The following is a 9601-nucleotide window of genomic DNA, read 5'->3' as shown; positions in this document are numbered from 1 at the left end:
CCTGGGCCTGCAACTGCTGATCGACGCCGCGGTGCGGCCGAGCGGTGATCCGGTCCGGTACCTGTGGTTCATCGCGACGTCGGTGGTCGTGTTGACGGCCGCGCTCGTCGTGCGGCGGGTGGCGTGGCACCGGCTTCGGGTGATGCGACAACACGGGCTTGCCGTCTGCCGCACGCTTGCCGTCGGTCCCGGTGCGCAGATCACCGCCGTGATGGATCGGTTCTCAGCGGACACAGAGCACCCGTATGTCGTCGTCGGCGCGTGCGTTGAAGGCGAGAAGGGCCTGGTCGAGGATGTGCCGCAGGTGGAGCGGCTGCCGTGGCCGGCCAGAGACGACGGCAAAGCCGGCGACGATCTCGTGGTGAGCAGGGTGCTCTCCGCCGTGGAGAGCGTGGGTGCCAGCACGGTGTGCATCACACCGGGGTCGCAGTTCACCGGTGACCGGCTGCGGGCGCTGAGCTGGGCGCTGAGCGATCGCAACATCGGCTTGGTGGCGGACCTCGGGATGAACGACATCGCGCCTCATCGGCTGAGCATGCGGCGCGTCGGCGCCTCGACGCTGCTTCACGTGCGGCAGGCGCCGTTCGCTGGGCCGAGCCGTGCGTTGAAGTCGGTGCTCGACCGGCTGGTGGCGGGATTGCTCATCGTGGTTCTCACGCCCGTGCTGCTGGCATTGGCGGCTGCGGTGAAGTTGTCGAGCAAAGGGCCGGTCATCTATCGGCAGACCCGGATCAGTCGTGGCGGCACGCCGTTCACCATGCTGAAGTTCCGCAGCATGTACACGGACGCGGACGTGCAACGCGAGGCCCTGCTGGCCTCGGTGCAGGTGGACGGGCCGATGTTCAAGATGTACGACGATCCCCGGATCACCCGGGTCGGCCGTGTTCTGCGGCGTTACTCGCTCGACGAACTCCCGCAGTTGTTCAACGTCCTGCGCGGAGACATGTCATTGGTGGGGCCGAGACCGCCGCTGCCGGAGGAGGTGGCCAGGTACAACCAGATCGAGTCGCGGCGGCTGTTGGTGACGCCGGGGATGACCGGGCTGTGGCAGGTCAGCGGTCGGTCGAACCTGACCTGGGAGGAGACGGTCCGGCTCGACCTGCGCTACGTCGACAACTGGACCATGAGCGGCGATCTCCGCCTGCTGGGACGTACCGCCGGGGCTGTCGTGCGGCGCACCGGGGCGTACTAGGACCTTCGCGTGGGTAATCCCGCGCACAGCGGCATGCCGGCGACGGCGTTCTTCGGCGTATCCTTCGAACGTCGGCCGAGGCGCAGCGTCGGGTCCGGTTCAGAATATGGACGCGCGTCTCGCATTCTGAGCCGAGGGCGATCAGTCACGGACTGGCGCTTAGGCTTGAACGCTGGCGCACCCGATCCCACAACGCTGGGGGCCTCGTGAGAATGACCGATGCGGCACTCGCCGCCCGCCTCGCGGAGGAGGCGGGCACGTTGCTGCTTGAGCTGCGCGACCGGCACGGCTCGTCGACGCAGACCACTGACCAGCGAGAGCTGCGGAGAGCGGGCGACCGGGCTGCCCAGGAGTATCTCGCCAAGGAGCTCGCCGGCGCCCGCCCGGACGACGCCGTGCTGAGCGAGGAAGCCGACGACGACCGGCGCCGGCTGACCGCTGACCGCGTGTGGATCATCGATCCGCTGGACGGGACCAAAGAGTACGCCGAGGGCCGATCCGACTGGGCCGTGCACGTGGCGCTCTGGACGCGTGACGGAGTCGGCCCGGTGTCGACCACGGCGGCGTCGACCGACGCTGCGTCGGCTGTGAACGCGCCCCTAGGTAACCTCGTCGCGGGTGCCGTGGCGCTTCCGGGCCGGGCCACGACGCTGTCATCCGACTCGGTCCAGCCTCCAGAGCCGCCGTCTCCGCTCCCAGGCTCGCCGGGAGCGAGCCGTCCCTGGCGGATAGCGGTGAGTCGCAGCCGAGCGCCCGAGGTCGCCGAACGCGCGGCGACGGCGCTCGGAGCCGAGCTCGTGCCGATGGGCTCGGCCGGCTACAAGGTCGCTTCGGTGGTGCTGGGCGAGGTCGACGCCTACGTGCACGCGGGTGGCCAGTATCAGTGGGACTCGGCCGCACCGGTGGCCGTGGCACAGGCTGCGGGGCTGCACGCCACCCGGCTGGACGGGTCCCCGTTACGCTATAACGACGTTGACAGATACCTGCCCGATCTGCTGGTCGCCCGCCCGGAGGTCGCCGACGCGCTCCTGGCGGCCTGCTCCGACGCGGCCGCTGCCGTACCGAGGTCACACACATGACGTTCCATGACTACCAACTGACCCAGATCGACATCCTCGAGTCTGAGTCGATCCATATCATCCGTGAGGTCACCGCCGAGCTTGAACGCCCGGCGCTGTTGTTCTCCGGTGGCAAGGACTCCATCGTCATGCTCCGGCTGGCGGAGAAGGCGTTCTGGCCGGCGCCCATCCCGTTCCCGGTGATGCACGTGGACACCGGCCACAACTTCCCCGAGGTACTTGACTTCCGTGACCGGCGGGTGGCCGAGCTCGGCGTCAACCTCGTCGTCGCCTCGGTTCAGGATGCGATCGACCGTGGGGTGGTGCGCGAGGAGCCGAACGGTTCGCGGAACCGGATCCAGACGCCGGTGCTGCTGGAGGCCGTGGAGAAGAACCGGTTCACCGCGCTGTTCGGCGGCGCCCGGCGAGACGAGGAGAAGGCTCGGGCCAAGGAGCGCGTCTTCTCGTTCCGTGACGAGTTCGGGCAGTGGGACCCGAAGGATCAGCGTCCGGAATTGTGGAATCTCTACAACGGCCGGATCCATCTGGGTGAGAGCATCCGGATCTTCCCGCTGTCCAACTGGACCGAGCTGGACGTGTGGCAGTACATCGCGCGGGAGCGCATCGAGGTGCCGTCGATCTACTACGCGCATGAGCGTGAGGTGTTCTCTCGCGACGGCATGCTCTTCGCCAACAACGAGTTCTGCCGCCCCCGGGACGGCGAGGACACCTTCATCGGGAAGGTCCGATACCGCACGGTCGGTGACGCCACACTGACCGCTGCCGTGGGCTCCGATGCCGACACGATCGAGAAGATCATCGAGGAAGTCGCCGCCACCCGGCTGACGGAGCGAGGCGCCACCCGCGGCGATGATCGCGTCAGCGAAGCGGCCATGGAGGACCGGAAGAAGGAGGGGTACTTCTAGATGACGGCAGCACCTGAGACCACGCTGGTGGAACCGTCGGCGAACATGGACCTGCTGCGGTTCGCCACCGCCGGCTCGGTCGACGACGGCAAGAGCACGCTCATCGGGCGTCTGCTGTTCGACTCCAAGTCGATCTTCACCGATCAGCTGGAGAGCGTCGAGCGCACCAGCCAGGAGCGTGGCGACGAGTACACGAACCTGGCGCTGCTGACCGACGGCCTGCGCGCCGAACGTGAGCAGGGCATCACGATCGACGTGGCGTACCGCTACTTCGCCACGCCGCGGCGCAAGTTCATCATCGCCGACACCCCGGGGCACATCCAGTACACCCGCAACATGGTGACCGGGGCGTCCACGGCCGACCTGGCGATCGTGCTGGTCGACGCCCGCAAGGGCCTGGTCGAGCAGAGCCGTCGGCACGCGTTCATCGTCTCGCTGCTGCGAGTGCCGCACCTGGTGCTCGCGGTGAACAAGATGGACCTGGTGGACTGGTCGGAGGAGGTGTTCGAGCAGATCTCGCACGACTTCACGAACTTCGCGAGCAAGCTCGACATCCCCGACCTCACAGCCGTCCCGATCTCGGCCCTGCTCGGTGACAACATCGTCAGCCGTTCGGAGAACATGCCCTGGTACGACGGCCCGTCGCTGCTGCATCACCTGGAGCACGTGCACCACGCCAGCGATCGCAACCTGGTCGATGTCCGGTTCCCGGTGCAGTACGTGATCCGGCCGCAGTCGACCCAGCACGCCGACTACCGCGGCTACGCCGGCCAGGTCGCCGGCGGCGTGCTGAAGAAGGGCGACGAGGTGATGGTCCTACCGAGCGGGCTCACCACCCGCATCGCCGGCATCGAGACCGCGGACGGCCCAGTGGCCGAGGCATACGCGCCGATGTCGGTCACCGTCCGGCTGGAGGATGAGCTCGACGTGTCCCGCGGGGACATGATCTGCCGTCCGCACAACCAGCCCTGCGTGGCTCAGGACATCGACGCGATGGTCTGCTGGATGACCGATGCGCCTCTGGTTCCCGGGCAGAAGCTGGCCATCAAGCACACGACCCGCTCCGCCCGGACCGTGGTCAAGGACGTGCAGTACCGGCTCGACGTGAACAGCCTGCACCGCGATGAGGGCGCGGGCGAGCTGGGCCTCAACGACGTCGGCCGGGTCCGCCTGCGCACCACGGCACCGCTGCTGGCCGACGAATACCGGCGCAACCGGATCACGGGCGGGTTCATCCTGGTCGACGAATCCACCAACCGTACCGTCGGCGCCGGGATGATCACTGGCGCCAGCTGAGCCGCTCCACCGCCGCGTCACGTGGTCTTGTGGAGGAGGTTCCTTGACTGGTGTAACGCTTGGGTCGGTGGTGACGGCTTCAAGCGCTACATGAGGTAAGGATCCCTGGTCGCAGTGGCGCGACAGACGACGGCGCGACACCGTGAGGATGTCGCGCCGTCGTCGTGGTGTGTGCCGGGCTGTCGGGCCCGCGTGTATCCCTACCGTCCCTGGTATGCGGCGTCGAGCTCGGCGATGTCGATCTTCACCATCTTCAGCATCGCGTCCATGACGCGCTGCGCCTTCTCTGGATCGGGGTCGTTGAGGTACCGGGACAGCGCGTCCGGGACGACCTGCCAGGAGACTCCGAACCGGTCCTTCAGCCATCCGCACTGGGTGGGGCTGCCGCCGTCGGCGAGCAGCGCGTCCCAGTAGCGGTCGACCTCTTGCTGTGTCTCGCAGTTGATGTAGAAGGACACGGCGTCGTTGAATTTGTCGTGTGGTCCGCCGTTGAGCACCATGAACTCCTGCCCGGCGAGCTCGATGGTCGCGGTCAGGAGCGTGCCGGCGGGGAACGGTCCGCCTTCGCCGTAGCGGCTGGTCGACGTGATGCGAGCATCGTTGAAGGCCTTGGTGTAGAACTCCAGGGCCTCCTCGGCGTTGTCCTCGAACCACAGGCACGGAGTGATCTTCTGGGACATGACGGTTCCTTTCTCTGTATGCACGTGCGCCGGTCTCCCGGGAGTTCGCCTTCCCATCGGGCGCCTTCTACTGAGACATCGGAGCCGGACGTCGGTTCTCGACAGCCGCGCCGAACTTTTTTGAAGAATCTTCTGACGAGTCCGTCGAACGGACAACCACCCTGTCACAGGTGGTCTGCCGGCCTCGTTCGCTCCGGGCGCCGGTTCAGGTCGGCGAACCGAGGGGGTATTGACTTGCGCCGTTGATCGCTACTCTTTGATGACGTGGGCATACATGTGGCAGAAGACGGACCGCCGGACGCAGATTCGGTGGTCTTTCTGCACGGTGTCGCGACGACCGGGTGGATGTGGCGGCGCCAGGTGCACGATCTGCGCGGCGCTATGCGATGCCTCGTGGTCGATCTGCCCGGGCACGGAGACAGCGCCGAGGTCGCGTGGGAGTCGCTGGACGAGACGGCCAAGCACGTGGCGGAGATCATCGAGAGCCGTGCCGGTGGCCGTGCCGGCATTGTGGGGTACTCCCTCGGCGGCTACGTGGCGGCGCGGCTGGCAGCGGCGCGTCCGGAGCTGGTCACCGCCGCTGTCGTCTCGGGTATCAGCGTGTTCCCCGGGTCGATGTCGAAGCGGATGTGGCGGCGTAGCCAGCTGTTGATGCAGTACTCGACGGTCGGTCCGGCGGTGCGGGCGGCTGGGGAGGCGTATGGGGTTCCGGAGGAGGACATGGCCGGGTTCCGCAAGGCTCACCGGTTCGGCTCACGTCAGACGTTGATCCGGATGGGAACGGAGATCCTCGGTTTCACCGTTCCGGACGGTGCGGCGGAGGCCGGCTGCCCGGTGCTGGCCGTGGCCGGTGAACGGGAGAGCGAGCTGGTGATGCGGTCCCTGCCGGTGCTGGCTGGTGCGTTCTCGCGTGGTGAGGCGCGGTACGCGCCGAATGTGGGCGCCAGATGGAACGGCGAGGCGCCTGAGCTCTTCAGCGTCACGGTGCGCAGCTGGGTGACTGAGCAGCGCCTTCCGCCGAGGCTGCGGGATCCTGCCGGCTGGGTGCGCTGAACAGGTGACCATCGCCGTCGGCGGGTGTACTGTGACGTGCACGCACGGCGTCTTAGAGGTCGCTCCGGTGGGACGGAGCGGGACGGAACGTGCTTGGGGGGAAGGCGATGAGGCTACGCACGGAGAGCGTCACCTGGCGTGAGATCGACGGAGAGATGGTCATTCTCGACCTGTCGTCGTCGACCTATCTGAAGACTAACCAGGCCGGATCGACACTGATGCGATTGCTCGCTGAAGACCGGTCGTTGGGCGATCTGGTAGACGGCTTGATGGATGCCTACGGGATATCCGAGGAAGACGCGGCGAAGGACGCCGGCGCGTTCGTCGGGATGCTACGTGAGCGAGACCTTCTCGAGGTCGTCGACTGACTGTGCCGATTGGCCGGGTGGCAGCCGAATAGTGAGAATGACGGCATCGGAGATTCGATCGCGCGCTGGAAACTCCGCTGTTCGTTCGTAAAGCAAGGATTTTCGTCGCCACTACTTCCCAGGTGAGAGTTTGAGCGATACGCTTCGGTGCACGGGGTGACAGGGCACCTCAGTTGTCTTGCGCCTCCAGCTCTGAACAGGGCGAAAGAAGGGGAAGGGGGGTGCGGCTATGACATATCAGCCGCCCGTACTCGAGGAAGTCGGTTCCGTTCGGGAGCTGACGCTGAGCGGAAAGAATCACGGCAAGTCGGATTACTACGTCTGGCGCAAGGGCGACGACGGCGGCTTGTCCTGATCTCGACCCGCTTTCGTTTCACGAGGCGGAGCGCACGGGTATCACGGGTCTGCATTTCTCGCGGCTCGTGATACCTATGCGCGTTCTGTTGACCGATGAAGTGGGCCGAGCCTATGCGCAGAACAGAAAACATTGTGCTCAGGGGACCTGAATTTCATCGGCCTTCCGCCTTTGAACTGGCAACCTCGTGGGTGCACGGGACACTGCCTTTCTCGCCCATTCCCGAGGTGGCTATTTCGCCCCGCGAGGCTTTCGAGCGCGCCATCATGCCCGCATTGGCGCGGGAGCCGTGCTTTGTCGCCTTTTCCGGCGGGCGGGACTCGTCTGCCGTACTCGCCGTGGCGACGGCCCTGGCACGGCGGGAAGGACTGTCCGAGCCGGTCCCGGTCACCGAGATCTATCCGGGCGTCGACGAGGCGGACGAGTCCGAGTGGCAGCAGCTGGTCGTCGAGCACCTCGGCCTGACCGATTGGGTTCGGGTTCAGGTCCACGGTGAGAACGATCTGCTGGGTGAGTCGGCCCGCGCAGGCCTGCTCCGTCGCGGGCTGGTCTGGCCAGCCGTCTTCCAGGTCAAGGACCGCCTGATGGGCGAGGTGTCCGGAGGCTCGTTGTTGACCGGCGAAGGCGGTGACGAAGCCCTCACCGCGCGCCGCATCACGCCGGTCACACTGCTCGTCAGAAAGCGGCGGCCCTGGTCCCGGCGCCTGCTCGGTGCGGCGGCGTGGGCGCTGGCACCCGCTGCGTTGCGTCGCGCGCGGGAGCGAAGGGCCATGTCCACCGACGACGACAGGACCTGGCTGAGGCCGGCGGTGCGGCGGGAACACGTGCGGCGTGCGGCCGCGGACGAGGCCGCCGAGCCGCTGCGCTGGGATCGGGCCACGTGGTGGTTGCGCCGCCAGCGTGCCTCATCGGTCCTGTTCGACAACTATGCCGCGTTGGCGGCCGAATACGGCGTCGTGGCGCACCATCCGTTCGCCGACGCAACGTTTCTCGCATCGCTCGCACGCGCCGGGGGCGGGTGGGGCTATCCGGGCAGGACGGCCATGATGCGGATGCTCTTCTCCGACCTCCTGCCGGACGAGGTGCTGCGCCGGTCGAGCAAGGCGGGCTTCGACCGGGCGTTCATGGGGGAGGCCACCCGTGAGTTCGCTCGCTCCTGGGACGGCTCCGGGGTCAACACCGAGCTGGTGGATCCGGAAGCTCTGCGAGCCGCCTGGTGCTCGGACCGGCCATCGACGATGAGCGGCCTGCTTCTGCAGTCCGCGTGGCTGGCGGCACAGCCTGTCGCCACGGAAAGGATCGAGACATGAGGTCACCGCTGACTCTCGCCCGTCGGGTACCGGCGCGGGAGATACCGGCTGTGCTGGCGGCAGCGACGGTAGCCCTGGTGGTCGAGGTGGGGCTACGCGTGACCACACTGCCTCGCCTCGCGCGCCTGCTCGGGGCGCCGCTTCGCCTGGAAGGTGAGGCCGGCACGTCACCGGGGAAGACGCCGATCCTGCTGGCGCCGTCATCGATGCGGAGGCTACGCGCAGCCCGGCGGGTGATGCGGCATTGGCCGTTCGGCGACACCTGCTTGCGCGTCGCCTTGGTCAGCGGGCAAAGGCTGCGTCGCCTGAACCCCGAGCTGCGGGTGGGCGTCGCCAGAGTCGACGGCAACATCCAGGCCCACGCCTGGCTGGAGATCGGTGGAACCAGCCTCGACCCTGCCGGATCGGCAGTGCACCTGTCGTTCGAGTCGTTGCTGGGCGGTAAAGACGCATGACCGATCAGGCGCGGGGCGTGCATCAGCTCTACGGACTGCATGTCACTTCCGAGGTCCCGCTGTACCAGGACCGGCCCGCGCCCGTCGGTGCCGAGCCCGACGTCGAGATCCGGCAAGGCGAGACGATCCCGAGGAACGACGGGCGTCCGCCCGGCCGGGAGCTGGCCCACATGGAGACCGACCAGCCCTATTACACCTTCACCGTCACCGACGCCGGTGGTTACACGCTGCGGTTCTACCGGACCTGCGACTTCGTCATCGATCCGGAACTACGGGTGGTGACTCTGCATGTGATGCAGGGCGCGGACCCGGGGGTGGCCGGTGTGCTGGCCGCCGGGGCGGCACTGTCGTTCGTGCTGGCGATGCGGCGTCATGTGGTGCTGCATGCCAGCGCCGTCCAGGTCGGCGACGCCGCACTGGCGTTCGTCGGCTACTCGGGGATGGGTAAGTCCACCATGGCCGCGTTGATGTGTGCGGACGGCGCGCGGCTGATCACCGACGACGTGCTGCGGGTCGACCTCACCGACGACGTGGCGCACTGCCGGCTCGGCGCGACCGAGTTGCGGCTGCGCAAGGCCGCCTCCGAGCTGGCGGAGCGGTTCTCCGATCGGCCTCCGGCGCGCGTCACCAGCGACGCACGCGACGCGTTGCGGATGGTGGAGTCGACTGACGACGGTCTGCCGCTGGCCGCCGTCGTCGTCCCTGTCCCGGACCGAGACATCTCATCGACACAGATCGAGCGGCTGCCGCAGATGGAAGGGTTGATCACGCTGCTGCGGTATCCGCGGCTGCTCGGCTGGACAGACCGGGCCGTCCTCGACCGGCAGTTCAGGGACGCCGGCGACATCGTCGACCGGGCGCCGGTGTACCTGGCGCGTATCCCGTGGGGGCCGCCCTTCTCGGCGGAG

Annotated in this window: 11 protein-coding genes; 10 read left to right on the top strand and 1 reads right to left on the bottom strand. The window is 67.5% G+C overall.

Going from position 1 to position 9601, the window contains the following annotated elements:
* The 4 genes from ELR45_RS22395 to cysN form a co-directional block, all read left to right on the top strand.
* Positions 1–1192 (top strand): sugar transferase (locus tag ELR45_RS22395; RefSeq protein WP_205857061.1); only part of this gene is annotated, 1192 nt, incomplete at its 5' end.
* Between the two features lie 212 nt (positions 1193–1404).
* Positions 1405–2271, top strand: a complete 867-nt coding sequence (locus ELR45_RS22390; protein WP_129668333.1) for a 3'(2'),5'-bisphosphate nucleotidase CysQ — start codon at positions 1405–1407, stop codon at positions 2269–2271.
* A complete protein-coding gene (cysD, locus tag ELR45_RS22385) occupies positions 2268–3176 on the top strand; it encodes a sulfate adenylyltransferase subunit CysD (protein WP_129668332.1) in 909 nt (302 codons plus the stop codon). Before ELR45_RS22390 ends, cysD begins: the two co-directional genes overlap by 4 nt.
* Complete coding sequence (cysN, locus tag ELR45_RS22380) at positions 3177–4472, top strand: sulfate adenylyltransferase subunit CysN (RefSeq protein WP_129668331.1); 1296 nt, start codon at positions 3177–3179, stop codon at positions 4470–4472. It begins immediately after the preceding gene.
* Between the two features lie 200 nt (positions 4473–4672).
* Here the strand turns inward: cysN and ELR45_RS22375 are convergent, their stop codons facing one another.
* Positions 4673–5152 (bottom strand): VOC family protein, encoded by a 480-nt coding sequence (locus ELR45_RS22375; protein WP_129668330.1) that lies wholly within the window; start codon positions 5150–5152, stop codon positions 4673–4675.
* 264 nt (positions 5153–5416) lie between these two features.
* On the opposite strand from ELR45_RS22375, the gene ELR45_RS22370 reads away from it, so the two are divergent.
* From ELR45_RS22370 to ELR45_RS22345, 6 genes are all read left to right on the top strand, one after another.
* Complete coding sequence (locus ELR45_RS22370) at positions 5417–6205, top strand: alpha/beta fold hydrolase (RefSeq protein ID WP_129668329.1); 789 nt, start codon at positions 5417–5419, stop codon at positions 6203–6205.
* A 107-nt stretch (positions 6206–6312) separates the two neighbouring features.
* A complete protein-coding gene (locus ELR45_RS22365) occupies positions 6313–6573 on the top strand; it encodes a PqqD family protein (protein WP_129668328.1) in 261 nt (86 codons plus the stop codon).
* Positions 6574–6802: 229 nt separating this feature from the next.
* Entirely contained in the window at positions 6803–6928 is a 126-nt protein-coding gene (locus ELR45_RS22360; RefSeq protein ID WP_129668327.1) for a lasso RiPP family leader peptide-containing protein, read from the top strand.
* 227 nt (positions 6929–7155) lie between these two features.
* Entirely contained in the window at positions 7156–8238 is a 1083-nt protein-coding gene (locus ELR45_RS22355; protein WP_165368017.1) for an asparagine synthase-related protein, read from the top strand.
* A complete protein-coding gene (locus ELR45_RS22350) occupies positions 8235–8693 on the top strand; it encodes a lasso peptide biosynthesis B2 protein (protein WP_129668325.1) in 459 nt (152 codons plus the stop codon). The genes ELR45_RS22355 and ELR45_RS22350 overlap by 4 nt, the downstream gene beginning before the upstream one ends.
* Positions 8690–9601, top strand: a 912-nt coding sequence (locus tag ELR45_RS22345; protein WP_165368016.1) for a phosphoenolpyruvate carboxykinase (ATP), incomplete at its 3' end; no start/stop codon positions are given. The genes ELR45_RS22350 and ELR45_RS22345, both read left to right, overlap by 4 nt.

Source organism: Phytoactinopolyspora endophytica, from assembly GCF_004138495.1.
Classification (GTDB): Bacteria; Actinomycetota; Actinomycetes; order Jiangellales; family Jiangellaceae; genus Phytoactinopolyspora; species Phytoactinopolyspora endophytica.
Note: the sequence above shows the minus strand (reverse complement) of the source record. Positions and strands in the feature narration are given on the sequence as shown.